This is a genomic window from Bacteroidia bacterium, assembly GCA_016218155.1.
Lineage (GTDB): Bacteria > Bacteroidota > Bacteroidia > Bacteroidales > GWA2-32-17 > GWA2-32-17.
On record JACREQ010000048.1, the window covers coordinates 1 to 26629 of the forward strand.

Sequence of the window (26629 nt, forward strand, 5' to 3'; positions counted from 1 at the left end):
AGCAGGGCTTTGTCATATTTCTGATACCGTTTTTCCTGAATTTACAATTCAGTATATAATTGAAAAATATAGAATTAATAATGCCATTGGGCAATGGGATACTCTTGGTTCTAAATGGGAAAGATTTAAAGATGATGATGTAATTGAGACTTGGGTTAGTTTTTAGTCTATAAAAAATAATTTAAATTGAAAAGCTACCTTTGTGGTAGCTTTTTTTATGAAAAAATATTTAGCTCACATAAAAGTTCTTGTATTAAGTCTAACAATCTTAATTATTGTTTTTCAGATTACAAGACTACTTTTTCTGGTTTTTAACTATTCTTCATTTGAATCATCAAAAATTGGAGATATTGTTATAGCTTTCTTGTGGGGTACCAGATTTGATTTATGGGTAATTTTATGGTTTAATGCAGTTTTTGTTTTCTTATATTTAATTCCAGGAAACTTTAAAGATGGGAGGGGCTTTCAAAAGTTTTTGTCGATGTATTTTATCATTGTTAATTCTATTATAATACTTCCTAATTTAATCGACTCAGAATATTTTAAATTTACTAATAAACGATCTACTGCTGATATATTCAGTTTTATTAATACAGGTAATGATACATGGGTAATGTTACCTCAATTTTTAAAAGATTTTTGGTTTATAATTTTAATATGGATTTTACTTATTGTTTTAATGTGGAAACTTTATAAATCAATAAAACTTAAAATTATAGAAGATGTAAAAGTTAAAACCAAACATGTTATTTATCAGCTGATTATTTTTGTGTTTGCAGGGTTGTTTATGTTTATTGTTTTACGTGGCACTAATTTAAGACCTGTGAATTTAATGTCGGCTGCACGATTTGTTACAAACAGAGAAATACCATTGGTTTTAAATACACCATTTTCAATTATAAGAACATGGAGTAAGGATAATCTTATTGAAAGAAATTATTTTAAAGAGAAAGAATTGCAAAAATATTTCTCACCAGTATATCAATTGAAGTCAGATTCAAATAATACTGAAATTAAAAGGAACGTTGTTATTATTATCCTTGAAAGCTTTTCAAAAGAATATATTGGATACTTTAATAGTAATTGTAAAGGCTTTACACCTTTTCTTGACAGTTTGTTTGGAAAAAGTCTTATTTTTGAAAACAGTTACGCAAACGGAAAAAAAAGTATAGAATCTTTACCTGCAATTCTTGCTGGAATTCCTTCTCTAAGCGAGACTCCATATGTTTTATCGAAATATGCGACTAATAAAATTGACGGATTACCAAGTATATTAAAAAGGCATGGGTATTCAACTTCCTTTTATCATGGAGGAACAAATGGTACTATGGGTTTTGATGTTTTTTCATTTATGGCAGGCTGTGATAATTATTATGGAAAAAATGAATACCCTAATTCTAAGGATTATGATGGTAATTGGGGTATTTGGGATGAACCCTATCTTCAATATTTTTCAAAACAACTTGATAATAAAAAAGAACCGTTTTTCTCAGTCTTATATACACTTTCTTCACACCATCCTTATAAAGTTCCAGAAAAATATAAAGCAGCACTTCCAAAAGGTCATTATGAAATAATGCAAAGCATTGCTTATACTGATTTGTCACTTCGTAGATTTTTTGAAAAAGCAAAATCATCTAAATGGTTTAACAATACACTATTTGTTATAACAGCCGATCATACTTTCTGGGCTATTGATGAATTTTATAACAATAGAATAGGTATGTATTCTGTGCCAATTACTATGTATTGTTTTAATGATTCTTTGCTTGTAGGGAAAAATGATAACATAATGCAGCATTCAGACATTGCTCCAACAATTCTTGATTATCTGTCTTTTAATGATTCAATTGTATGCTTTGGAAGAAGTGCGTTAGATAATTCAACTGTTCATTTTTCTGTAAATTATATTAGTGGCAATTATCAATTAATTAAAGATGATTATTTACTGTTGTTTGATGGTGATAAAAGTGTTGCTTTATTTGATTATAAAAAAGACAGAGCATTGAATAATAATATTATGAATAGCTTAAAAACAAAAACATTAGAAATGGAGAAATTCATTAAGTCAATAATTCAAAGCTATAATAATAGGCTAATATCAAATAAGTTAACGCTTAAATAATTATGAGTGACTTATTCTCATTGACAGTTTTTTATAAATTTATAAAGTTTGGTATTGTTGGTTTTACAGGTTTATTGGTTGATTTCGCATTTACATATCTTTTTCGTAACATATTAAAAGTAAATCAATATATTGCTAATGCAGTAGGCTTTATTATTGCTGCTACCACTAATTACATTTTAAATAGAATATGGACATTTAAAAGCAATAATCCTGATGTTTTAATTGAGTTTGGTGAGTTTTTCCTGATTTCATTAATTGGATTAGGAATAAATAGTATTTTTTTATGGATATTGGTAAGTAAATTAAAGAGAAAATTCTATTTCTCGAAGCTTATAGCTATTGTTATTACTACTTTTTGGAATTTTGCAGCTAATTTATTCTTAACATTTAATTGATTTATTCGGTATCTTTTTTAACATTAATCTCGTCTATTTCGATAAGTAATTCTGCATCATGTCCAAGATTATTTATTACTTTTTTAATGTTTTCCGAATTTGTTTTTTTTGGCTTAAATCTTACTGTTAAAACCTGATTTTCTGTGTTTAATTCTGAATCAATTACACCTTTTTCATAAGCTAATGTTTTTTCAATTTTTTCTTTGCAATTTTTAGAATGTGCTGATGTTAAAAATTTTACAATCTTTATTTCTTTTTGTTCCTGAGCAATCAAACTTAAATTTATTAAACAAAAAAATAGAATGGAAAATATAATATTTGTTTTCATTTTTGAGTATTATTTTTCAATGTTTTAATAGAAATAATATATATCGTAGCCAAAGTAGCTATAAATATTAAAGATAGTTTTAATAATAGAATTTTTAAAATGATTACTGAAATAATAATTGATACCCATAAAATTGTAATTGCAGAAATTTTAACTTGTAATTTAATGCCTTTTCCATCATTGTAGTCTTTTATATACTTTCCAAACAACTTGTTTGTTGTAATTATTTTATAGAATTTTTCTGAACTTCGTGCAAATAATGCAGCTGCTAAAAGTAAGAAAGGTGTTGTAGGCAAAACTGGTAAGAATATACCAATAACTCCCAAAACAACAGACAATGATCCTGCAATAATCAGTAAAACTTTTAATACATTGTTATTGGCTTTATTCATTTATTTATACCCATTTAGTTATTCTTAAATAATAGGTTAAACTTTTCTCCTGTTATTTTTCTTTTCAGAAAGCTTCTTTTTTTCTTCTAATCTTTTTTGAATAACTGCTTTTGATGGTTTTGATTTTTTTCTGACTTTTTCCTTTTTTAATGCTGTTTCAATAATCTTATAAAAAGCTTCAATTGCTTTTTCTTTATTTTTTAATTGTGAGCGTTCGGTTTGCCTAACAATTACCAATTCAAATTCTTTATTGATTTTATTTTCTAGTTTTTTATAGATTATTTCCTTTTCTACATCAGAAAATAAATCACATTCATTAATATTTATTCTTAATTCAACTCTGCTGTTCACTTTGTTAACATTTTGTCCACCTGGTCCAGAGCTGCGGGAAGTAATGAATTTAAACCATTTATAAAAATCAAGACTTTTAGTTAAAAATATATTCATTATATAAATAGTGTTTTAATTACATAGGATTATAGCTTTAAAATTCCAAATATAGCAATTGTAGAAATATGGACTTTGCATAAAACGATTATTTAATATTTCTTATAATTACTTATAGTATACTTATTATAATCAGTATTATGAGTGAAAGTTAGAAAATAATTCAGATTATTATATTTAAACTTCAACAATAAAAATAGAAATGTTTGTCACTAATTATTTAGAATTAGTCAAAATAAAAATAATAAGATTACAATGTTATTTATATTTGTTCTAAATAAGAGCAACTCTTAAATGTTTAACCTAAACTCAATATTATGAATAAATTATACATAATCAGTTTAATATTGTTTTCAAACTTAATATCAATTTCGACTATTAACGCACAAAATAACAGCGAAAATAAAGAATCTTATAGAGGTACAAATGAAAATAATAATATTGAAAATAATGAATTTCTAAATAAATCAATAAATGATTTAATAACTGAAAGAGCATTAGCATTAGAAAATGGACAGTCGGTTCTTGATTTTGATTATATTATAGAAACTCTTTTAAATAATGGCTTTACCAATACAAATCAATATACTGGAAATACAAAAGCTGCTCCTGCAAATGATAATTGTAATAATGCAGTAACTATAACAATTGGTGATCCATTACTTTGTAGTCAAACAACAAATAGTGCAAGTTTACAATCCGGAGAATCACGTTGTGGAAGTGGTGGTACGCCCGAAACAGTATGGTATAGATTTACAGCGGTTAATGACTCAGTTGTTTTAAGTTTTATTGAAACTAACTCTCCAAGTTGTGAGCCTTACGTTGGTGTTTTTGGTCCATTTTCTTCTGGTACCGGTTGCCTTCCTACAATGGGTGAAAATGTTATGTGTCAAAGTATGGGTTCTACAGATGCAGGGTTACATAAATTGATAACTGATTTGACAATAGGCCAAACTTACCTAATTCAAATTGAAGGTAGGAATTGTAATTCAATTAGATATACCAATTTTTGTATTGGTGTTGCAAGTCCATTGTTAAATACAACAGCATCTGGTGCCTCAGTTATTGATGGTTGTGGTTCGGGGTTTATAGGAAATACTTCTTTAGGAAACTTCCCTTCCGGAGCATCATCATGGAATAATAATCTTGATTTTAATACAACCACAACAGTTTCTGGAGCCTCTCAAACCGGAGATGACGTGACATATCACATAAATAATGATTCATGGTTTTATTTTAGTCCAATTAAGGATGGAACATGGCAGATTAGTATTACAGGTATATCAGATTGTCATTTACCTGGTCCAAATAATGGAATTCAATCATCTATTTTTACAGGTACACCGGGGAATTTAACTAACATTTATGATTTTCCTAGTCCAATGTTGCCTGGTTCAATAAATACATCATCTGTTTTTAGTGCAGTAGCTGGTCAATTGGTTTATATATTGGTTGATGGTTGGGCTGGTGATGCTTGTGATTATACTCTAACTTTAACAAATATTACTGGTGAATGTGCAGTGTTACCTGTTGAATTAATATCATTTAAAGCAATAGAAAAGAATAAAAAAATCGAATTAAACTGGGTAACAGCAAGCGAAACAAATAATGATTTTTTCACTGTTTTAAAATCTGTTGACGGGGAAAATTTTACAGAAATATATAATTTACCTGGGGCAGGAAACTCATCAACACAAAAAGAGTATATTATTAATGATAATGAACCTTTAAATAAGCTGGTTTATTATAAATTAAAACAAACTGACTTTGATGGTAAATATTCATTTTCTGAAGTTATTTCATTTTATTCAACATCTATAAATAGTATTTCCGACTTAAATGTAAATTGGAGTTCACAGTCTCAAGAAATTAGTTTAAACTTTTTAGGAGTTAGTAATATGAAATATGAAATTCTTTTATCTGATATTACCGGAAGAAATATTTATAATTTACAAGAAATAGTTGAACAAGATGAGAGAGTTTCATTTAATTTACCTACAAATAACTTACAAAAAGGAATTTATCAGGTAACTGTGGTTTCTAACAACAATAAAGAAAGCAGGAAATTAGTCGTTTGGTAATGTTTGTTTTATTTCCCAATGCAGAAATTTTTAAAAATATTGCCAAGTATCTCATTAGTAGTTATTTCACCAGTAATGCTTCCAATGTGATGTAGTACTTCTTTTAAATCCTGACTAAGAAAATCGTTTGAAATTTTATTTTGTAATCCTGATTTTGCTCTTAATAGTGCTTCTTCTGATTTTGATAAAGCATCGAAATGGCGGTTAATACTTACCACTATTTCATCAGAAAAAATTTCATTTTTTGTAATGCTTTTATAAAGACATGAAAGCACTTTATCGATTTGTGATAAGTCTTTTGCTGATAGCGATATATGATACTTGTTTGAATCTATTAGTTTAATACAAAAATCTTCAAATTCTATTAGCTTTTCATTGCTAATTAGGTCTGTTTTATTTAAAATTAATATTAAATTTTGTGATTCGTTAAGCTCAGAATTTATCGATTTATAAATTTCTTCAATTTGATTTTGCTCCATTAAAACATCAACCAATAGAAGAATAATCTTAGAGTGTTTAATCTTTGAAATTGAACGTGATATTCCAATATTTTCAATTTCATCTTTTGAATCTCTAAAACCGGCAGTATCTGCAAAACGAAATGAGATTCCTTTGTAAACAATAGTATCTTCAATGACATCACGTGTAGTACCATGAATATCAGACACTATAGCTTTTTCTTCGTTTAATATAGCGTTAAGCAAAGTCGATTTTCCTACATTGGTATTTCCGGCAATAGTTACTGGAATTCCGTTTTTAATAGCGTTACCAAGTTCGAATGAATTTTTAAGTCGTTTAATTTTAATTAAGAGTTCTTTAATTGTATTTGATAAAATAGTTCTGTCGGCAAATTCTACATCTTCTTCAGAAAAGTCAAGTTCGAGTTCAATTAATGAAACTAAGTTTAAAAGTTTTTCTCTTAAAATATCGAGCTCTTTTTTGAATCCACCACGTACTTGATTCATTGCAATATCATGCGAAGCTTTATTTTGCGAAGATATTAAGTCGGCAATCGCTTCGGCTTGAGAAAGGTCTATCTTCCCATTTAGAAAGGCTCTTAGGGTAAATTCACCGGGAGAAGCATGTCTTGCTCCGTTTAAAGTTAAAAGGTTGATTATTCTTTGCTGAATAAAAGTAGATCCATGGCAAGAAATCTCTATCATGTCCTCACCAGTATATGAAACTGGGTTTATAAAAATACTTATTAGTACATCGTCGATAATTTCATTATTGTCAATTATTTGAGCACGATGTAAAGTGTATCCTTTGAGTGATTGAATAGTCTTTGATTTATTTTGAAATAAAATAATTTTACTAACAACTTCAAAACAATTATTTCCGCTAACTCTAATTAAAGAAATTGCAGACGTAGTTTGAGGTGTAGCGAGTGCACAAATAACTGAATTATCAACCATTATTATTAAAAATTTAGCAAAGATAATTGTTTGTAATGCATTTTATGGGCAAAATATTTCAAATCGTATTAAAATATCATAGAATTTTACAGAGAAAAAATTAATTTTGCAAACACAAAAAAAATAACAACCATGAGTATTTTAGTAAATAAACATTCTAGGGTAATTGTTCAGGGATTTACCGGTGGTGAAGGTACTTTTCATGCTGGTCAAATGATTGAATACGGAACTAATGTTGTTGGAGGTATAACACCTGGAAAAGGTGGTCAAAAACATTTGGATCGTCCTATTTTTAATACAGTTTCTGATGCAGTTAGAGATACCGGTGCTGATGTGTCAATCATTTTTGTTCCTGCTTCTTTTTGTGCAGATGCAAATATGGAAGCTGCCGATGCATGTGTAAAATTAATAGTTGCAATTACTGAAGGTATTCCTGTAAGTAACATGGTTAAAGTAAAAGAATATCTGCAATATAGAAATGTAAGACTTATTGGTCCAAATTGTCCAGGTATTATAACTCCAGGTGAAGCAAAAGTTGGAATTATGCCAGGCTTTATATTTCAAAAAGGTAAAATAGGTATTGTATCAAAATCAGGAACCCTAACATATGAAGCAGCCGATCAGGTTGTAAAAGTAGGATTAGGAATTTCAACTGCTATCGGTATTGGAGGAGATCCAATTATTGGTACAACTACAAAAGAAGCTGTTGAATTGTTTATGAATGACCCTGATACAGATGGTATTGTAATGATTGGCGAAATTGGTGGAAGTCTTGAAGCTGATGCTGCCCGTTGGATTAAAGCCAATGGAACAAAACCAGTTGTTGGTTTTATTGCTGGTCAGACAGCTCCAAAAGGACGTAGGATGGGACATGCAGGAGCAATTGTTGGAGGTGCTGAAGATACTGCTGCTGCAAAAATGAAAATTATGAGCGAGTGTGGAATTCATGTAATTGAATCGCCTGCAAATATTGGAAAAGTAATGCATGAAGCACTTGTTGGTGTTGCAAGATAAAATCAAATTAATTAATTATAAATTATTAAAGATGGGTTTATTAAGTGGAAAAACAGTTATTGTAACCGGTGCTTCAAGAGGTATTGGAAGAGCAATAGCTTTAAGTTGTGCTGACGAAGGTGCTTCGGTTGCTTTTACAGATTTAAAGGCAGACGATTTTTTATTTTCTTTGGAAAAAGAACTTTTAGCAAAAGGTGTAAAAGCTAAAGGTTATGCTTCAGATGCAAGTAATCATGCTGCTTCATTAGCACTTATTGATGAAGTTGTTAAAGATTTCGAAACTATAGATGTATTAGTTAATAACGCAGGTATTACCCGTGATTCTCTTTTAATGAGAATGAGTGAAGAACAGTGGGATATGGTTATCAATGTAAACCTTAAGTCGGTTTTTAATATGACAAAGGCAGTTCAGAAAGTAATGCTTAAACAAAGATCAGGTTCTATTATTAATATTAGTTCGGTAGTTGGTGTTGGAGGAAATGCAGGTCAGGCAAACTACTCTGCATCTAAAGCCGGCATAATTGGATTTACAAAATCTGTTGCGAAAGAGCTTGGAAGTAGAAATGTACGTTGTAATGCAATTGCTCCTGGTTTTATTGTTACAGACATGACCAAAACATTACCAGAAGAGGTTGTTAATGAGTGGTTCCAGAAGATTCCGCTTAAACGTGGTGGCACAGCAGAAGAAGTTGCGAAGGTTGTTGTTTTCTTTGGTAGCGACTTGTCTTCTTATGTAAGCGGGCAGGTGTTGAATGTTTGTGGAGCAATGCAGACCTAACAAAAAATTTAATGTAACTTTAAGCCACCAAAAGGTGGCTTTTTTTATTTATGTTACTATTTAGCTTAATTACCGAAAATACATTGTGGTTATTAATACCTTGCATTGGTATTGCATTTTTATATTCATGGTTTTTTTACAGAAAAGATAACTCAATAGAGGAAATTCCTAGAATTTTAAAATATTTAATAAGAGGATTTAGATTTATTGTTGTTTTGGTTTTGGCTTTCTTTCTTCTTTCCCCAATGTTCAGGTATTTTTCTACTAATGTTCAGAAACCTATTCTGGTTTTTGCAGTTGATAACAGCAAATCAGTATCAATGAGTAATGATTCTGTATATTATCAGACTCAATTTAATAAGCAGTATTTAAATCTTCTAAGTAATTTTGGTGATAATTATGAAATTGTAAAACTTAGTTTTGGCGATAAACCTAAAAACTCTGATAGTTTAAGTTTTAATGATAAAAGAACAGATTTTTCTAAGTTGTTTGATTATATTCAGGCAACATGCTCAAATAAAAATGTAGGTGCAATAGTTGTTGCATCAGATGGTTTATACAACTCCGGAACAAATCCATTATATATTCAGACTGGATTAAATTGTCCGGTATATACAATATTACTTGGCGATACAACTCAACGAAAGGATATCAGAATTGAAGATGTTATTTTCAATAAAGTAGTTTTCAGAGGAAATTCTTTTTCAATAAAGCTTTTGGTAAAGAGTGATAAATGCAAGGGTGAGGATTTGCAGGTAAAAGTTACTCATAACAAAAACATTATTGCAAGTTATAATAAAACTATTAGTAATGATGAGTTTACTGATGAAATTCTTTTCGAAATAAAAGCCGATGAACCTGGTTTGCAACATTATTTAATATCTGTTACTCCTAAATCAGGTGAAATAACAACAATAAATAATTATAGAGATATTGTAGTTGAAGTTTTAGATTCAAAACAAAAAGTTTTATTACTTGTAAATTCACCACACCCTGATGCAGGTGCATTAAGGTCGGCATTAGAAACTAATCCTAATTTTGAATTAACTTATTCTGTTGCTGATGAGTTTAAGGGAAATGTTGCAGAATACAATCTGGTTATATTACATCAATTACCTTCTAAAACAAATTCTGCTACTCAAATTATTCAATCTGCAATAAATACTAAAATTCCAATTTTATTTTCAATAGGTTCTCAAACTTTACTTTCAGCATTTAATAGAATTTCAACCGGATTACAAATCAATCAAACCAGCCAGAAGTTTGATGAAGCATACCCATTATATAATAATTCATTTGTTCAGTTTCAGTTTCCCGAGAATTTGCAAGATATATTAAAAGAATATCCTCCATTAAATGTTCCTTTTGGCGATTATAAAGTAAATGCGGGTGGTTATGTTCTTTTTCAACAACGTATAAAGACAATATCAACTTCAAAACCTTTAGTATTATTTTTTGATAATTTTAATGATTCCCGTGTTGGAATTATTTGTGGTGAAGGATATTGGAGATGGCGTTTAAAAGATTACTTCAATAATTCAAATCATGATGCTTTTAATGAAATATTAAATAAAGTTGTTCAATACTTAACAATTAAAATAAAGAAAGAGAAATTTAATGTTAGTTATAAAAATATTTATTATGAGAATGAGCCTTTAGTTTTTGGCGCTGAATTATATAATGATAATTTTGAACCTGTTAATGACCCCGATGTAATAATTGATATTACTAATTCACAGAAAAAGAGATTTTCATATACATTTTCAAAAACAGGTCAGTTTTATAGCTTAAATTCAGGAATATTTCCTCCTGGAGATTTTTCATTTGTTGCTTCAGCACAGCTTGGCGATAAGAAATATAGTAAATCAGGAAAATTTGTTGTTGCTTCAGTTAATGTTGAAAGTGCAAAGCTCGTAGCTAATAAAAAGCTTATGGAACAATTTGCACTAAAAAATAATGGAAAATGCTATGATGTTAAAACTATGAATAATTTGACTGAAGAAATTTTAAAAAATAAGGACATTGTTTCTATTTCTTATTCAGAAAAGAAATTAACTGAATTAATAAATTTCAAGACAATATTTTTTGTTTTAATTTTACTTTTAAGCTTCGAATGGTTTATACGAAAGTATTTTGGAAGCTATTAGTTTTTTTATTTTTAATTATAAATCCAATAATATGAACAAGCTTTTTTTATTTGTTAGCTTAATTTCTGGAGTTTTTTTATTCTCCTGCCGTACTTCTTCAATCTCAATTCAGGTGCTGGAACCAGCTGATATTAATGTTCCGTTAAGCATTAAAAATCTTGCTGCAATTAACAGAAGCTTACCTGCAAAAGGTGAAGGTTTGAATAATGTTCTGGAAGGAGTTGTAACAGGTGAAGGTTTATTTGTTGACAGGGATGCTTCAAAAAGAACAATCGACGGGTTGGCAAATGCACTGGCGTCATCACCAAGGTTTAAATTAACCGTTCCAGGAAATATTGATATAAAAGGAACAGGTACTGCACAATGGCCAATTCCACTTGATTGGGGACAGGTTGAGAAAATCTGTAAGGATAATAATGTTGATGCTTTATTGGTTTTAGAAACCTTTGACTCTAATGCTTCGCATAATGTTACATCAAAAAAACTTAATAAAACTGTTGATGGAAAGCAAGTTAGCTATTTAGAATTTTATGCTCACTTAGGTATCTCAATAAATGCAGGATGGAGAATATATGAACCAAAACAAAAAAGAATAATCGATCAGAATATATATACAGATGGTATGAACTGGGATAAAACCGGTGCCAATGAGAAAGAGGCCGTTGGTCATTTACCAAGTCAGAGAAACGCAACGTTGGATGCCGGATTTTATGCAGGGCAACAATATTCAAGAAGAATTTCTCCTACATGGGTAAATGTAAGTAGAATGTATTATGTTAAGGGTAATGATAAAATGGAAAATGCAAAAAGAAAAGTTCAGACTAATAACTGGACTGAAGCTGCTGAATTATGGCAGACATCATTAAAAGATCCTAAACAAAAAGTGGGTGGATGGGCTGCTTATAATCTTGCACTTGCAGCAGAAATGGAAGGAAAACTTGATATCGCAATTGAATGGTGTAATAAAGCTTATACCGATTATGGAAATAAAGCAGCAAGATCATATTCTAATATTTTATACAAAAGAAAAAGTGATCAGGAAAGACTAAAACAGCAAATGGAATAAAATGACTTCTCTAACTGTTTTAATAATTATATTAGGAATAGTAATTCTTGGTTTTGTATTTGAGCAAATTCTTGATTTCCTAAATTATAAAAATCTTTCTTCTATTCAACCCCCAGAAGCAGAGAATATATATGATAATGAGAAATATCTAAATCAATATCATTATCAAAAAACAAATTACAAATTTGGTTTACTGGAAGGTAGTTTTGGATTTATTTTAAGTGTTTCAATGTTGTTGTTTTATGGTTTTGCATATGTTGATTCTATTGCCAGAGAGCTAGTCACAGATGAAAGATTAGTAATTTTAGTTTTCTTTGGTTTAATGTTTTTTGCTTTCGATTTACTTTCGTTACCATTTAATATATATGACACGTTTGTTATTGAAGAAAAATTTGGATTTAATAAAACAACTATTAAAACTTTTATTTTTGATAAATTGAAATCATGGTTATTAAGTATTGTTATAGGTGCCCCTGTTCTAATTGCTGTATTCTGGTTTTATAAACAAACCGGTGAAATGTTTTGGATTTATACATTTCTGCTATTTGTTGGTATTTCACTTTTCTTTTTATTGTTTTATTCAAATCTGATAGTTCCGCTTTTTAATAAACAAAAACCTTTGGAAGAAGGTGATTTAAAATCTGCAATAAAGGAGTTCAGCAATAAGGCAGGATTTTCGTTGAAAGATATATATGTAATTGACGGCTCAAAACGATCTTCAAAAGCTAATGCATATTTTACCGGACTAGGAAGTAAAAAGCGAATTGTGTTATACGATACATTAATAAATGATCTTACAGTTAATGAGATTGTCGCTGTTCTTGCTCACGAAATTGGTCATAATAAAAAGAAACATGTTTATTCTGGATTAGTTCTTTCATTTATTCAAACTGGTTTAATGTTATATATTCTTTCATTATTTCTTGATAGTCCTATACTTTCTCAGGCCCTTGGAGTAGATAAACCTGCTTTTCATATTTCAATTATTGCATTTGGTATATTGTATAGCCCAGTATCAATGATTTTGGGTATGGCTAATACAATAATATCAAGAAAAAATGAATATGCTGCCGATAAGTTTGCTGCAAATTATGGACAGTCTGAATATTTGATATCAGCCTTAAAAAAACTTACAGTAAATAATTTGAGTAATCTTACACCACATCCTTTGTATGTGTTTTTTCATTATTCGCACCCTACAGTACTACAAAGAATAAACGAACTTAGAAAATGACTTTTTTAAATTCAAAAAGGAAACATTTTTTTGTAGTTTTATTACTAATTGTCTGTTTTGTAATTTTAATAACATTTCTCACTGAATTTCCATTTATTCATTCTGTTAATGATAAATTTAAAAAGGAAAGAGCTGTAATTGCAATCAGAGATAATGTAATTCCTTTTCAGAAAATGGGAACCAGACTTTTTACATTTCCGTACTTGTCGAAGTATTACGATACTTTATGTTATTTTACACAGTATTATGAGAATGACAAAAAAACTGAATTTATTTCCAGTTTAAATTATTTGTTAGATAATTACTCTACTGTAGATGTGTTTTTATTGGCACATTCAAATAATTTTATTGATTGGATAAATGAGTTAGATTCTAATAAAATTTCAAAAATCAGACTAGTGTACAATACCGGATGTTCTGGTTATGATCAAACAGATAAATGGAAAAATATTGGAGTTAAGTCTTATGTTTCTCATATTGGTAATAACAGTTTATCTCCGGTTTTTTATTTTTTCTTTTTAAGAAGATGGTGTAGTGGTTTGAAATTAAAAGATGCCGTTAACGATTCTAACAACAAGATGAAAGAAAAATTATTTCAAGTTGAGATGCTTGGTTTTAATAGCATAAATGAGATATTAATAAATAATTCGACAGCAAAAATATCTGGCGATTCTTTGTTTTCAATAGATTCTATATATGAAAAGAGTAATAGATAACCCTTTATTAATATTGATTTTGTCTTATTTGTTAGCAGTTTTACAAATTGTCTGTATATTTTTACTTACAAATTATGGTTTTAAAAATTCTAATAATGAATTGGAGAAATGTGTTATATCCTTTTCATGGATTTATATTCTTATTCCATCTTTATTAGGTGTGTTTGTTAATGTTTATGGGATATTAAAAGCATTAAATTCAAATGCTATAAATGTGTTTTTTAGATGGCTTAATATTTTATTATTCAGTGTTGTTTTATTTTTGAATTTATTAATAGTTTATACTTACTTTGTGTTAAATGCTTTTATTTAAATGAAGGTAGAAATAATTTGTATTGGCGATGAACTTTTAATTGGTCAGGTTGTAAATACCAATGCTTCGTGGCTTGCTTCTAAGTTGACCGAACTTGGATTCTGGGTAGAGAAAATAGTTACTGTCTCAGATAAATATGATGATATTTTTTATGCATTTAAATCAGCATCAGAAAATGTTAATCTGGTTATTGTTACGGGAGGTTTAGGTCCTACAAATGATGATATTACAAAAACTGTTTTATGCGATTTCTTTAAAACAAAATTAATTAGAGATAAGGAAATTGAAAAACATATTAGCACTATTTTCTCAAAAAGAAACTTGCCAGTAACAGAATTAAATTTACAGCAGGCTGATTTACCAGAAAAATGTGAAGTTTTATTTAATGAACTAGGAACAGCTCCCGGAATGGCTTTTATGCAAAATGATTTTATGCTGGTTTCATTGCCTGGTGTTCCTTTCGAAATGAAAAATATTTTCGAAAAACAATTGGTAAATTATATCAATAAAAGCTTTAGTTTACCTCAGATAGTTTCTCAAAATGTTATGACATCAGGTATTGCAGAGTCATTTCTAGCAGAAAGAATTCAAGATTGGGAAAGTAAATTAGCTGACAAAAATTTGAGCCTAGCATACTTGCCACAACCCGGAATTGTCAGAATAAGAATTACTGCAAATCAAAATTGCATAAATGCAAAGGAAGAAATTGATAATTCAATATCTGAGCTTTATAAAATTATTCCAGATAAAATTTTCGCAATTGGCGATACTACTTTAGAAGAGGTAATTGGTAAAATATTAACCGAAAGAAATAAAACCGTTAGTACTGCAGAAAGTTGTACAGGTGGAACTATTGCCCAATTGCTGACTTCAGTTTCAGGTAGTTCAAAGTATTTTAAAGGTTCTATTGTAGCATATTCAAACGAAATTAAAACTGAAATTTTAAAAGTCAAAAGTTCAGATATTGAAAAGTATGGTGCAGTAAGCGAAAATGTTGTTCTTCAAATGTCTGAAAATATTCGGAAAATATTTAAAACTGATTATGCCATAGCTGTTTCAGGTATTGCCGGTCCCGATGGTGGGACTGCAGAAAAGCCGGTTGGAACTGTATGGATTGCGATAGCTTCAGAAAAAAATACAATTGCACATAAATTTACGTTTGGTAACGACCGAGCCAGAAACATTTTAAGGGCTTCTGTAACAGCTTTGGATATGCTCAGAAAATCAATAATAGACTAAAGTCTTAGTTTACTGCATTTAAAAAACTAAGAAAATGTTTGATTATTTGAATAAAAATACCGTATTTTGCAGTCCGTTTTAAAGAAAAATTGAAATAATTATATCAGAATATGGCAAGTGTGTGTCAAATTACGGGAAAAAGAACAATTGTAGGAAACAATGTTTCTCATGCAAATAACCGTACAAAAAGAAAATTCTATCCAAATCTTTTTAAGAAAAGATTCTTTTTAGAAGAAGAAAACCGTTGGGTTAGCATAAGAGTTTCTGCTAATGGAATTAAAACCATTACCAAAAACGGACTTAAAAATGCTTTGAAAGAAGCTCAGGCAAAAGGTCGTATTAAAACTTATTAAACAGCTGAATTATGGCAAAAAGAGGAAATCGCGTTCAGGTTATTCTTGAGTGCACAGAGCAAAAAACTAGTGGAGTACCAGGAGTATCAAGATATATTACTACAAAAAATAAGAAAAATACTACTGAAAGACTTGAATTAAAGAAATATAATTCTTGTTTAAAAAAAGTAACTCTTCACAAAGAAATTAAATAACATTTAGAATATGGCAAAGAAAGTAGTTGCAGCCTTTAAAAAAGGTGGTACAGGAAAAGACTTTACTAAAGTAATTCGTATGGTAAAATCCCAAAAAACCGGAGCTTACGAATTCAAAGAAGATATGGTAACTTCTGAAATGGTAAAAGATTTTTTAAGTAAAAAGTAATATCAATTTATTATCTTATATAGCTTTCTTCAAAACGAAGAAAGCTTTTTTTGTTTTGTATGTTTTGCTTTATATGCTTAAATTTTAATAACTTTGTGAAAATTTAAAACTTATGGCTTTTTTTGGTTTATTTTCAAAAGATAGAAAAGAGAATCTTGATAAAGGTTTGGAGAAAACCAAAGAAAGTGTTTTCAAAAAGCTTGCACGTGCTGTTATTGGTAAATCAAAAGTAGATGATGAAGTTCTTGACAACCTTGAGGAAATTCTTATTTCATCTGATGTTGGAGTAACTACTACTTTAAAAATTATTGAAAGAATAGAACAACGTGTAGCACGTGATAAAGTTATTAATACCAGTGAACTTAATGCAGTTCTTAAAGAGGAGATAGCCCTTCTAATGAAAGATCCAGGAATTTCTTCATTGGATTTCATGAAAGACCATAAGCCATATGTTATTATGGTAGTTGGTGTTAATGGCGTTGGTAAAACTACAACAATAGGCAAACTTGCCAACCATTTTAAAAACGCTGGAAAAAATGTTTATCTTGGTGCTGCTGATACTTTCAGAGCTGCTGCAGTTGATCAATTAACTATATGGGCAGAAAGAGTTGGTGTAACAATAATTAAACAGCAAATGGGTTCCGATCCTGCTTCTGTGGCTTTTGATACACTTACTTCTGCAGTTAAAAATAATGCAGATGTTGTTATTATTGATACAGCAGGCAGACTTCATAACAAAATAAACTTAATGAATGAGCTTACTAAAATTAAGAATGTTATGAAAAAGGTAATTCCTGATGCTCCTCATGAAATATTGTTGATATTAGATGGCTCTACCGGACAAAATGCATTTGAACAGGCAAAACAATTTACACTAGCAACAGAAGTGAGTGCATTGTGTATTACAAAACTTGACGGTACTGCAAAAGGTGGAGTTGTAATTGGTATTTCTCATGAATTTAATATTCCTGTAAAATATATTGGTGTTGGGGAAAAACTCGATGACTTGATGATTTTCAATAAACAGGAATATGTTGAATCGCTTTTTAATTAATTCTTCTTTTCTGTCATGCTGAACGCAGTGAAGCATCTAGTTCGAATATAGATTCTTCCTTTCACTCAGAATGACAAAAAGTATAAAAATCAGATAATATATTAATGTCCAAAAAAATTTCCATTTCTGTTGTTACACTTGGTTGTGCTAAAAACTCGGTAGATTCAGAATTTCTTTTAGGTGGTTTTAATCCCGAAAACTTTAATTTAAGCCATAGCCAGATTGTTGAAAAAGCTGATGTTTTGCTTATAAATACTTGTGGGTTTATTTTTGACGCAAAACAGGAATCTGTTAATACTATAATGGAAGGTGTTAAGTTAAAAAACCAGGGAGATGTTAAAACTCTTATTGTTTTTGGGTGTTTAACTGAACGATATAGAGAAGAATTAATAAAAGAAATTCCTGAAGTTGATTTTATTTTTGGAGTAAAAGAGCAAAAAGAAATAAGACGTGCAATATTAAAAACAGTAAATATTTATAGTGAAGACGGTGACTTCAGGTTGCTTACAACTCCGTCACATTATGCATATTTAAAAGTCTCTGAAGGCTGTAACAGAAAATGCTCGTTTTGTGCAATACCTTCAATTCGTGGTGAGTATGTGTCTAGAACAATTGACTCATTAAAACAGGAAACAGAATCACTTGCCAAACAAGGTGTAAAAGAGTTAATACTTATTGCACAGGATCTGACTTTTTATGGTCATGATATTTACGGAAAACCTTCACTGGCAAAGCTTATAACTGTACTTTCTGAAGTAGAAGGAATAAAATGGATAAGATTGCATTATACTTATCCTAAATACTTTAATTCTGAATTAATAAATGTTATTGCAAATAATCCTAAAGTATGCAAGTACGTCGATATTCCAATTCAGCATATTAGTGATAAAATGTTGAAAATAATGCGAAGGGGAGCAGATAGAAAATCAACAGTTGATTTGTTACAGAAATTACGTAACAATATACCTAATATTGCAATTCGTACAACTTTATTAGTAGGTCATCCTGGTGAAACTCAAAAAGATTTTGAGGAACTAAAGCAATTTGTAAAAGATTTTAAATTCGATAGATTAGGTGTATTTCCTTATTCTCACGAAGAAGGAACCCATTCATTTCTCAAAATGAAAGATACTATTTCTAAAAAACTCAAAAATGCTAGAGTTTCAGAAATAATGCAGATACAACAAGTTATTTCACTTGAACTTAATAAATTTAAGATTGGTAGTGAACATGAAGTTTTGATTGACACAAAAGAAACTGATCATTATACTGGACGTACTCAGTTTGATTCACCTGAAATTGATAACGAAGTAATTGTAACACGAAAGAATCTTAAAGTAGGTAATTATTATAATGTTAAAATTATTGATGCATCCGAATTTGAGCTGTATGGATAGTATTATTTCTAAAATTTAATTTTTAACAATTATTATTTGCTGTTATTTATAATTATTATAAATATAATCCACATAATAATAGATAGATAATTCAATTTCTTTAAAATTATTTATTTTTTACTTGACAAATGAGTTTTAATAACATATCTTTGTTTAGAATTAGTCTAAATAAAAATATGAACTTATGAATCAAATATACTTTTTAAACAGAAAACAAAATTGGCTGTTAAGTATACCTACTTATTTGTCAATATTCATAACTCTATTCTTATCAATGAGTTTATCAGAGGTAAAATCTCAAAACTCTTATTCACTGCAGTTTTCAGATACTTCAACTTATGATAATTCCTGTGGAGTTGTAAAACCATCACAATGGGCTGTAAGAAGCGATTCTTGCATTTTATACACACCATATTTTAGAAAAGAAACAGCTGGTTGTATGGATGTTATATATCAATTTAAAATAAACCAAAGTGGAAATGGAGATGTTGATGATCATGTTTATATCCAATATCAACTTAATTTAGGTGTTTGGATTACTGATACTATACTTAATGCTAGTGATTACGCTGCTGTTCATGTCCTAACTGGTACAGTTAATATTTGTTACGGTGATTTAATTAGAGTGCGAGTAATATTAGTAACAAATAGTAATAGTGAGTTCTGGTCAATAAAGAATGGCGATGGAACTTTAACAGGAAGTTTTGAAACATATCCGAATGTACCACCATCAATATCATTGCCGGTTGAGCTTACAACATATAAAATTTCTTGTTCTGGTAGCACTTCATTAATAAATTGGACAACAGCTTCTGAGATTAATAATGATTTCTTTACAATAGAAAAGAGTACCGATACTAAAAACTGGAATATTTTAACTACTGTTCCTGGTGCAGTTAACAGTAATACAGAAAAGTTATATTATGTTGAAGACAAATTAAACGATAATAATAATGCATCATACTATAGATTAAAACAGACAGATTTAAACGGTAGTTACAAATACTTTGAAATCTTAAGCTCTAAATGCAATATAAAGAAGGACTTTATATTAAATGAACTTTTAGTAAATGATCAGAAAATAAGCTTTTCATTAGATACTTATGATTCTGGAATATTTACAGTTGAAATATTTGATATTAATGGAAGAGTGATAGTAAATAAGAATTTTACACCTTCAGAAGGAAATAGTAATTATTTTACTATTGAATCTGGAAATTTAAAATCCGGAATCTTTATGATATCTATTGTTCAAAATGAAAATAGAATAGCAAAAAAAATAGTAATGAAATAATTTTCTAAAATTTTTGTAAAATGAAAATGGGTAAATATATATTCTTATTTACCCATTTTTTTTATTTAAATTAATTATCATCTTCTTCTCTTACTATAGCAGCCAATCCTTTGTAAATGTTGGTTATTCTATTATTATTTTTTCAGTTTTAATTCCATATTCTGAACTTATTTTAACAAAGTAAATTCCTTTATTCCATTTAGAAATATCAATATTTGTTTTATTGTTGTTAGTATAAATTGTTTTCATTAGCTGGCCTTGAATATTTAATATTTTGATAGAAGAAAATTTAGGCGATTTTATATTAATATAATTTGAAGTAGGGTTAGGGAAAATATTTATACTGTTTTCTTCAATTATTTCATCTTCTCTTGAAATTACTAGGCCGTTTTCATTATATACAGCCAATCCGCCAAAACCTGTTCCAATCCATTTTGAATTATTATTATCAATTGCAATTGAATAAATGTGATTATCAGGTATGTCTGAATTTTCTTTATTGAAAACTACCCAATTTGTTCCATCAAATTTTGATAATCCACCTTGTAAGGTTCCAACCCATATATGCCCGTTTAAATCTATAGCTAATGTCATAATAAAATTTGAGGGGATATTTGAATTTGATGTGTTGTATGTTGTCCAAATAGAACCATCAAATTTAGCTAAACCGTTCATTGTACCAATCCACTTATTGCCATTTGCGTCTATTGTTACAGAAGTTATGTAGTTGTTGGGTAAACCAGAATTTAGAGTGTTATATGTTGTCCAAATTAATCCATCAAATTTTGCCAAACCTCCATTTCCAGTACCAATCCATTTAGTTCCATTTTCGTCAATAGCAATTGAATATATTGAATTATCAGGTAATCCAGAATTAGACATTGTATATCTAGTCCAGGTTATTCCATCAAATTTAAATAATCCTTCACCCCAGGTTCCTACCCATTTGCAATCACTAATATCAATGGTTATTGTAGAAATGTTCCATGCTAATAAGCCAGAAAATGAAGTGTTATATGTTGTCCAATTTATATTATCAAATTTAGTTAAGCCACCATAGCTAGTTCCAAACCATTTATTGTTATTATTGTCGATGGCTATTGAATGTATATAATTATCTGGTAAACCAGAGTTAGAGGTATCGTGCACTATCCAATTTATTCCATCAAATTCGGCCAAATTGTCGTAAGCGGTCGATATCCACTTTTTCCCATTGTTATCTATTTTTATTTCACGAATATAGTTATTAGGTAAACCGGTGCTAGAAGTGTTTTGTACTTCCCAGTTTGTACCATCAAATTTTATTAGACCTTCTAATGAAGTTCCAATCCATTTTTTATCATTTGCATCAATTAATAAAGTATATAAGTAGTTATCCACAATATTTGAATTAGAGAGATTATATATATTCCAAATATTCCCGTCAAATTTAGCCAATCCACCTCCAAAGGTTGTAATCCACTTATAGTTATTTATATCTATTTTTATTGAAGTAACATTATTGTTTGGTAAGTCTGAGTTTGAGGTATTGTATATTGTCCAGTTTGTTCCATCTAATTTTGCAATTCCGCCAACACTTGTCGCAATCCATTTAGTATTGTTTTCGTCAATCGCTATTGAATATATAACGTTATCTGGTAAGCTAGAATTAGAAGTGTTATATGTTGTCCAATTTATACCATCAAATTTAGCTAATCCACCAGAATTAGTTCCAATCCATTTATTTCCGATTGTGTCAATTGCAATTGAGATAATAGAATTATAATTTAATCCTGAATTTAAAGTATTGTAGGTTGTCCAATTTGTTCCATCAAATGTTACTAAACCGCTATCAGTCCCTATCCACAAAAGACCATTTTTGTCAGCAGTTATAGCGTTAACATAGTTATCTGGTAACCCTGAATTTGACGTGTTGTAAGTAGTCCAATTGTTTCCATTAAATTTTACTAATCCGCTTCCAAAAGTTCCTATCCACTTAGTTTCATTATTATCAATGTATATTGACGATATGGAGTTGTCTTGTATGCCAGAATTTAAATGATTGTAAAAAGTTGAAGTATTGTTGTTTTTATCAATTTTAATTAAACCACCACCGATAGTACCTACCCATATATTACTGTCTTGTTCTGCTAATGCTCGAATGTTTTTTCCGCAGGTGTAATTTAGCCAATCTGATGTTTGAGCATTAGTAATACTATTAATGCTTAAAAGTGTAATTATAAATATTTTTAGTTTCGAGAACAATCTATTTCTCATAATAATTTTTACTATGTTATTGTTATTTTTATAACTGTTTTACAAATACTTTTTAAACTTAATTTATTTTATTCTATTTGTTTTTTACAATTTTATAATGATTTATTTACAATAATTGAAGTTGTACGTAAAAGTAAAAAAAATTATTCATCATCACTTTCCTTAACAATAGCAGCCAATCCACCAATTGATGTTTCTTTATAAAGGCTTGGTAAATCGTGTCCGGTTTGCAACATTGTTTCTATTACTTTATCAAAACTTATATAGTGATGCCCGTCTGAAAGTATTGCAAATGCTGAAGCATCAAGTGCACGGGTAGCTGCAAAAGCATTACGCTCAATGCAAGGAATTTGTACAAAACCACCAATAGGATCGCAGGTTAAACCAAGGTGATGTTCTAAACCGATTTCAGCAGCATATTCAATTTGAGGTGGTGTTCCTCCAAATAATTTTGTCGCTGCAGCAGCTGCCATTGCACATGCAGAGCCAATTTCGCCCTGACAGCCAACTTCTGCTCCGGATATTGAGCCATTTGTTTTAATAACGTTCCCAAATATTCCTGCTGTAGCCAACGCCTTTAATATTTTACTATCCGGCATTTCATAATCTTTAGAAATATGATATAGTACAGCTGGTAACACTCCACATGATCCGCAGGTAGGGGCTGTAACAACTTTTCCACATGAAGCATTTTCTTCAGAAACAGCTAAAGCATATGAGAAAAGTAAAGTTTTACGTTTTAAGCTTCCAGTAAAACCTTGCGAACGGGTAAAATAAAGCGCAGCTTTCCTCGACAGGTGAAGGGATCCAGGTATAACTCCATCGTTTTCTAACCCGTTATGAATAGAATTTTTCATTGCTTCCCATACTTCTGTAAGATATATCCAAATCTCAGGGCCTTCAAATTCTTCTACATATTCCCAATAAGTTTTTCCTGTACTATTTAAGTAATGCAAAATTTCATGCATGTTCTTGTGTGGATAAATTTGAGTAGGAGAATTTAAGTTATCTTCCCATAATGCTCCACCACCAATACTGAAAGTTGTCCATGAATCTGCTGTGTTTCCATTATTATCAATAGCTTCAAAGGTTAATCCATTAGGATGTTCAGGCAAAAACTCTTTTGGTTTCCAAATAATTTCTGTTGGAATAGGTTTAAATTCATTAATAATTGCTGCATCTGTAAAATGACCTTTACCAGTAGCAGCAAGACTCCCATACAATGTTACCTTATACGAATTGCAATTAATATTCTTTTCTTTAAAGATTTTTGCAGCTCTAAGTGGTCCCATGGTATGGCTACTTGATGGACCATGTCCGATTCTGAAAATACTTTTTATTGATTGCATAAATCTGTTTTTTGTAAAATTAAATAACTGTTTCTTATTTTTCAATATTTATATAATTATAATGTACATTAATCTATAATTATGCTTTCACACATCTCGATAACTCCGCAAGCGGAGCACTCGATAAAGCTAAACGCACAAAACCCATTTGATAGGTCGAATAATTCGCCTGTAATAAAAGGAATAATTATTTAGTTTTAAAATTTGGCGGATTGTATCGAGACCTGTATGCTAAATAAATATTTTTTCTAAAATAATTTAAAGATATCAAAATTTAAACTTTTAAGAGCATAGGAGAGGAGCAAAATAAAAAATGAACTTTGGTATAGCTTGAGTTGATTTTGTCGTTCTGGTGCAATTTTACCATTCAAAATATTTTTTCATTCAATTTGCATTTGTAAATAAATACACTAGTTACATTTGTAATAAATCAATGAAATTACAAATGTAATCAGAAGAATTTACATTATTTTCACAATAATAAATTACAATGTTAAACAGGTTTTCAGTTCCTTTTATTATCAAATATATATTATGTATAATAATCATATAATCAATATATAGAATACATTTATATAAACTAATAGTTAAGATAAAGTGTTACAATTGTATTTAATCAGATGTAATACACTATAATTGAGTATTGAATAATCTATTTAGTTTTTATTATCAGTATATTATGTAATTTATATAAATCATAGATTTAAATAAACTGATTGATTAAACATGCTAATTTTCAATACTTAGTATAATTTACAATTAATATAAGAAATCATAGTAATTACATTTGTAAATACCATAAAAGTTACAAATGTGAATAATATTAATATTACATTTGTAACTCGAAAAAACGACTAAAAAATGAAAGATAGAATTGCGAAATTTTTGAAGGCAGAAAATATTTCATCGTCAAAGTTTGCTGATGAGATCGGAGTACAACGTTCAAGTATTTCTCATATCATTGCCGGAAGAAATAATCCGAGTCTTGAGCTTATACAAAAAATTTTAAATCGTTTTGATAAAATAAATCCCGATTGGTTAATTTTAGGAAAAGGAGAAATGTATCGACCCGGAAAAGGAATTCCTACTTTATTTGACCAAGGATTTGTAGAAACTCCTGTGAATTCTAAAATATTGAAACCTGAAGAGGTTATTGAGCCTATAAAAGTGGAACAAAAGGTTGATAATAAAATAGATAATTCTAATTTTTCAACTGAGCCTAAAATCAATAATCCAGTAAAAATAAAAGCAGTCGATAGAATGTTTATTATTTATAATGATGGAACATTTGAAACTTACTCACCTTCCAATTAATAAATAGTCACCCTTCGACTACGCTCAAAGTGACATAGTTTTTTTTTGTCATTCTGAGGCTCTCGAAGGATGACTTTTCATACAATTAGCATTTTCATTTAATATTTTAAAACTCCATTAATTTATTAACACTACAATATCTATTTTTCATCTTAAATTAAGAATCTATATATTTCTTTTATCTTTGCTCTCGTTCATTTTTTACCGAAAATTACTATAATGAAGAAATATATTCAGGATTTACAAGTAGTTAATAAACAGATTCTTTCAGAAGAATATTATTTACTGGAATTGTCATCAAATCAACAATTGCCTGAAGTTTTACCGGGACAATTTGCAGAGGTTGAAATAACAGGATCAGAAAATACTTTTTTACGTCGACCACTTTCTGTGCATGATGTTGATTACAACAAAAATATTATTAGTTTTTTAGTTCAAATTGTTGGAAAAGGAACAAAACATCTTGCAAATATTGAGGTTGGTAAAACATTAAATGTAATATTTCCACTTGGAAAGGGTTTTGAACTAATAAATAAAAATGAACATGCATTATTAATAGGTGGTGGTTGTGGAATAGCACCATTACTTTACCTTGCAAGACATTTAAAAAAACAAGGTGTAAAAGTTTCTACATTAATAGGTGTAAGAAGAGCCTCTCAGTTAATTGAAGTTGATAAATATAAACAATACGGTGAAGTGTTAATAACAACTGAGGACGGCAGTGAAGGATCAAAAGGATATGTTGTAAATCATCCGGTGTTTGATAATTTGAAACAATATAAAAGAATTTATACCTGTGGCCCGGAAGTAATGATGAAAGCTATTGCTAAAAGGGCTAATGAGGCTGGGGTTGATTGTGAAGTAAGTTTAGAAAATATGATGGCTTGTGGAATTGGTGCTTGTTTGTGTTGTGTTACAGAAACCAATGAAGGAAATAAATGTGTTTGTACTGAAGGACCTGTATTTAATATTCAGAATTTAAAATGGCAGATTTAAAAGTTAATATTGGCAGACTGGAACTTAAAAACCCTGTTCTTACTGCATCAGGAACATTTGGCTATGGCGAAGAATTTGCCGATTTTATTGATCTTAATAGATTAGGTGGAATTATAGTAAAAGGCACAACACTTCATCATCGTGAAGGAAATGCTTATCCGCGAATGGCAGAAACACCTTCGGGTATGCTTAATGCTGTTGGTCTACAAAATAAAGGAGTTGACTATTTTATTGAACATATTTATCCAAGAATAAAACATTACGATTCTGCAATAATAGTTAATGTGTCTGGTTCTATTGTTGAAGATTATGTTGCAACTGCCGAAAAGCTTTCTTCTTTAGATAAAATTCCGGCAATTGAATTAAATATTAGCTGTCCAAATGTAAAAGAAGGTGGGATGGCTTTTGGAACATCATGTCCCGGTGCAAAAAGCGTGATTTCTGCAGTAAGAAAAGTTTATCCAGGATCATTAATGGTAAAACTTTCGCCTAATGTTACGAATATTGCTGAGATTGCTAAAGTAGCAGAAGACGAAGGAGCGGATTCTGTTTCACTTATA

Annotated in this window: 27 protein-coding genes; 21 read left to right on the top strand and 6 right to left on the bottom strand. The window is 29.5% G+C overall.

Annotation, left to right across the window (positions count from 1 at the left end):
* The 3 genes from HY951_09510 to HY951_09520 all read left to right on the top strand — a co-directional run.
* Positions 1–166, top strand: a 166-nt coding sequence (locus HY951_09510) for a hypothetical protein (GenBank protein ID MBI5540281.1), incomplete at its 5' end; no start/stop codon positions are given.
* 51 nt (positions 167–217) lie between these two features.
* Positions 218–2125, top strand: coding sequence for an LTA synthase family protein (locus tag HY951_09515; protein MBI5540282.1), 1908 nt, complete (start codon positions 218–220; stop codon positions 2123–2125).
* A 2-nt stretch (positions 2126–2127) separates the two neighbouring features.
* Entirely contained in the window at positions 2128–2523 is a 396-nt protein-coding gene (locus tag HY951_09520) for a GtrA family protein (GenBank protein MBI5540283.1), read from the top strand.
* Between the two features lies 1 nt (position 2524).
* Here the strand turns inward: HY951_09520 and HY951_09525 are convergent, their stop codons facing one another.
* From HY951_09525 to arfB, 3 genes are read right to left on the bottom strand one after another with little or no spacing between them, the layout of a single operon-like run.
* Positions 2525–2851, bottom strand: a complete 327-nt coding sequence (locus tag HY951_09525; protein MBI5540284.1) for a heavy-metal-associated domain-containing protein — start codon at positions 2849–2851, stop codon at positions 2525–2527.
* A complete protein-coding gene (locus HY951_09530) occupies positions 2848–3243 on the bottom strand; it encodes a YbaN family protein (GenBank protein MBI5540285.1) in 396 nt (131 codons plus the stop codon). The genes HY951_09525 and HY951_09530 overlap by 4 nt, the downstream gene beginning before the upstream one ends.
* Positions 3244–3279: 36 nt before the next feature.
* On the bottom strand, positions 3280–3690 hold the full coding sequence (gene arfB / locus HY951_09535) for an aminoacyl-tRNA hydrolase (GenBank protein MBI5540286.1): 411 nt from the start codon (positions 3688–3690) through the stop codon (positions 3280–3282).
* A gap of 317 nt (positions 3691–4007) precedes the next feature.
* Here arfB and HY951_09540 point away from each other — a divergent pair, with 317 nt between their 5' ends.
* The gene (locus tag HY951_09540; GenBank protein MBI5540287.1) at positions 4008–5771 is read left to right on the top strand and encodes a T9SS type A sorting domain-containing protein; all 1764 of its coding nucleotides are present in this window, start codon (positions 4008–4010) and stop codon (positions 5769–5771) included.
* Between the two features lie 8 nt (positions 5772–5779).
* Here the strand turns inward: HY951_09540 and mnmE are convergent, their stop codons facing one another.
* The gene (gene mnmE / locus HY951_09545) at positions 5780–7186 is read right to left on the bottom strand and encodes a tRNA uridine-5-carboxymethylaminomethyl(34) synthesis GTPase MnmE (GenBank protein MBI5540288.1); all 1407 of its coding nucleotides are present in this window, start codon (positions 7184–7186) and stop codon (positions 5780–5782) included.
* Positions 7187–7318: 132 nt separating this feature from the next.
* On the opposite strand from mnmE, the gene sucD reads away from it, so the two are divergent.
* The 14 genes from sucD (at position 7319) to HY951_09615 (ending at position 20154) form a co-directional block, all read left to right on the top strand.
* A complete protein-coding gene (gene sucD, locus HY951_09550; protein ID MBI5540289.1) occupies positions 7319–8200 on the top strand; it encodes a succinate--CoA ligase subunit alpha in 882 nt (293 codons plus the stop codon).
* A gap of 31 nt (positions 8201–8231) precedes the next feature.
* Positions 8232–8978 (top strand): 3-oxoacyl-[acyl-carrier-protein] reductase, encoded by a 747-nt coding sequence (gene fabG / locus HY951_09555; GenBank protein MBI5540290.1) that lies wholly within the window; start codon positions 8232–8234, stop codon positions 8976–8978.
* A gap of 50 nt (positions 8979–9028) precedes the next feature.
* Positions 9029–11125: a hypothetical protein gene (locus tag HY951_09560; protein ID MBI5540291.1), complete on the top strand. Its 2097-nt coding sequence runs from the start codon at positions 9029–9031 to the stop codon at positions 11123–11125.
* Between the two features lie 31 nt (positions 11126–11156).
* Entirely contained in the window at positions 11157–12191 is a 1035-nt protein-coding gene (locus HY951_09565; protein ID MBI5540292.1) for a tetratricopeptide repeat protein, read from the top strand.
* A 1-nt stretch (position 12192) separates the two neighbouring features.
* Positions 12193–13425, top strand: coding sequence for a M48 family metallopeptidase (locus tag HY951_09570; protein MBI5540293.1), 1233 nt, complete (start codon positions 12193–12195; stop codon positions 13423–13425).
* Complete coding sequence (locus tag HY951_09575; protein MBI5540294.1) at positions 13422–14141, top strand: hypothetical protein; 720 nt, start codon at positions 13422–13424, stop codon at positions 14139–14141. The genes HY951_09570 and HY951_09575 overlap by 4 nt, the downstream gene beginning before the upstream one ends.
* On the top strand, positions 14122–14454 hold the full coding sequence (locus HY951_09580; protein ID MBI5540295.1) for a hypothetical protein: 333 nt from the start codon (positions 14122–14124) through the stop codon (positions 14452–14454). Before HY951_09575 ends, HY951_09580 begins: the two co-directional genes overlap by 20 nt.
* Positions 14455–15693 (top strand): competence/damage-inducible protein A, encoded by a 1239-nt coding sequence (locus HY951_09585; GenBank protein ID MBI5540296.1) that lies wholly within the window; start codon positions 14455–14457, stop codon positions 15691–15693.
* 110 nt (positions 15694–15803) lie between these two features.
* Positions 15804–16046 carry a 50S ribosomal protein L28 gene (locus tag HY951_09590; GenBank protein ID MBI5540297.1) on the top strand — a complete coding sequence of 81 codons (243 nt, stop codon included), beginning with the start codon at positions 15804–15806 and terminating at the stop codon, positions 16044–16046.
* Between the two features lie 11 nt (positions 16047–16057).
* A complete protein-coding gene (rpmG, locus tag HY951_09595; protein ID MBI5540298.1) occupies positions 16058–16240 on the top strand; it encodes a 50S ribosomal protein L33 in 183 nt (60 codons plus the stop codon).
* 10 nt (positions 16241–16250) lie between these two features.
* Positions 16251–16409, top strand: coding sequence for a DUF4295 domain-containing protein (locus tag HY951_09600; protein MBI5540299.1), 159 nt, complete (start codon positions 16251–16253; stop codon positions 16407–16409).
* 112 nt (positions 16410–16521) lie between these two features.
* The gene (gene ftsY / locus HY951_09605; protein ID MBI5540300.1) at positions 16522–17463 is read left to right on the top strand and encodes a signal recognition particle-docking protein FtsY; all 942 of its coding nucleotides are present in this window, start codon (positions 16522–16524) and stop codon (positions 17461–17463) included.
* A 104-nt stretch (positions 17464–17567) separates the two neighbouring features.
* Complete coding sequence (gene rimO, locus HY951_09610; protein ID MBI5540301.1) at positions 17568–18860, top strand: 30S ribosomal protein S12 methylthiotransferase RimO; 1293 nt, start codon at positions 17568–17570, stop codon at positions 18858–18860.
* Positions 18861–19044: 184 nt separating this feature from the next.
* Entirely contained in the window at positions 19045–20154 is a 1110-nt protein-coding gene (locus tag HY951_09615; protein MBI5540302.1) for a T9SS type A sorting domain-containing protein, read from the top strand.
* Between the two features lie 123 nt (positions 20155–20277).
* On the opposite strand, the gene HY951_09620 is transcribed toward HY951_09615, so the two are convergent.
* Positions 20278–22410 (bottom strand): T9SS type A sorting domain-containing protein, encoded by a 2133-nt coding sequence (locus HY951_09620; GenBank protein MBI5540303.1) that lies wholly within the window; start codon positions 22408–22410, stop codon positions 20278–20280.
* Positions 22411–22553: 143 nt separating this feature from the next.
* A complete protein-coding gene (locus tag HY951_09625; GenBank protein MBI5540304.1) occupies positions 22554–23759 on the bottom strand; it encodes an L-serine ammonia-lyase, iron-sulfur-dependent, subunit alpha in 1206 nt (401 codons plus the stop codon).
* 861 nt (positions 23760–24620) lie between these two features.
* Between HY951_09625 and HY951_09630 the strand changes: the two genes are divergently transcribed.
* The 3 genes from HY951_09630 to HY951_09640 form a co-directional block, all read left to right on the top strand.
* Complete coding sequence (locus tag HY951_09630) at positions 24621–25073, top strand: helix-turn-helix transcriptional regulator (protein MBI5540305.1); 453 nt, start codon at positions 24621–24623, stop codon at positions 25071–25073.
* A 219-nt stretch (positions 25074–25292) separates the two neighbouring features.
* On the top strand, positions 25293–26069 hold the full coding sequence (locus HY951_09635; GenBank protein MBI5540306.1) for a dihydroorotate dehydrogenase electron transfer subunit: 777 nt from the start codon (positions 25293–25295) through the stop codon (positions 26067–26069).
* Positions 26057–26629, top strand: a 573-nt coding sequence (locus tag HY951_09640; protein ID MBI5540307.1) for a dihydroorotate dehydrogenase, incomplete at its 3' end; no start/stop codon positions are given. The genes HY951_09635 and HY951_09640, both read left to right, overlap by 13 nt.